Raw genomic sequence first — 1,153 nt, forward strand, 5'->3', positions numbered from 1 at the left:
GCCGCCGGATCCGGCGGCGGTGACGAGGCTGTCGACCCGCCGGAACAGGCTGGACCCGGAACGGTCGCGGCGGTGCTGGACGGCAACCTCCAGCCAGGGCGCGAACTCGCGGGCGAGCTCCCCCGCGGGCACCTCGCCCGCCGCCGCGGACGCCTCAGCCCCCCCGGACGCCTCAGCCGCCGCCGGGGACGCCTCAGCCGCCGCCGCGATCACCTCACTGAGCGCGTCGATCTCGGCATCGACGTCGAGGCCGAGGTTGCGCAGGTGGCGGCCGACCTCGTCGCGCCGGGAGGCCCGCAGCCAGAAGACCTGCCGGGTCGTCCGGCGTGAGCCGGGAGTCCGCCGCCGCTCGATCAGCCCGGCGTCGTCGAGCTCTGCCACCAGCCTGGCGAGGCCGTCCGGGGAGACGAGGCCGAACAGGACCGCCGTGGTGTCCGTCCATTCGGGCAGCAGCGCCAGCCGGCACAGCCGATTCGGCTCGAACGCCACGAGCGTGTCCGCCCGTGCCTGCGCCAGCAGGGCGCCGACGTCCGGCAGCCCGGAGGCGTCGGCGTCGTCCGTGCCGCGTTCGGCGCGATGCCCGTCCGACGGCGGAGCCGGTATGGGACTCACTGGAACTGCTCCTCGTACGCCCGCATGGCGCCCTCGTCGTCGGCGGCGACGAACGCCTCGAACGTGGTGAGAATCTGGGCGATGAAATACAGATCCTTGCGGACAGCGGTGGGTTTACCCTCCAGTTTCTCGAGGATTGCTTCGATTTTCGCCCGTGACGCGTTCCGCGCGGCGGTGTAGACCAGCGGATAACTCGGATTCCACGGGTGAAGGAGCACCCACTGATATCCCAGTATGGCGCTCGCCAGGGGCATCGGGGCCAGCTCCGGAAAGACGAAGCCGGGCTGGCCGACCTGCCCGTCCCGGAAGTCCTTGAGAAACACCCCTTCCTGCTCCTCCAGGGAGGCGGTGACGACCACGGGGATCGGCCGGTTCGGGCCGCCCAGCCCGTCGCGGCGGATCATCGCCAGCAGCGGCCGCAGCCCGCCGACCCACCGGTGCACCTCGTCGCCGAGCACGACCACCCGCGTCGCCGATCCCGGTGAACCCGACGGGTTCCGCTTCGTCGACGGCGAGACCCTGGCGCTCGCGCTGCGCGGCC

General features: G+C 72.4%; 1 protein-coding gene and 1 pseudogene. Both read right to left on the minus strand.

Going from position 1 to position 1,153, the window contains the following annotated elements:
* On the minus strand, positions 1-612 hold a 612-nt coding region (locus ND748_RS32415; protein ID WP_251750075.1), incomplete at its 3' end, for a hypothetical protein.
* A pseudogene (locus tag ND748_RS32420) lies at positions 609-1,153 on the minus strand (hypothetical protein); the annotation flags it as partial. The gene ND748_RS32415 and the pseudogene ND748_RS32420, both read right to left, overlap by 4 nt.

Source organism: Frankia sp. AiPs1, from assembly GCF_023716945.1.
In the GTDB taxonomy this organism is placed as follows: Bacteria; Actinomycetota; Actinomycetes; order Frankiales; family Frankiaceae; genus Frankia.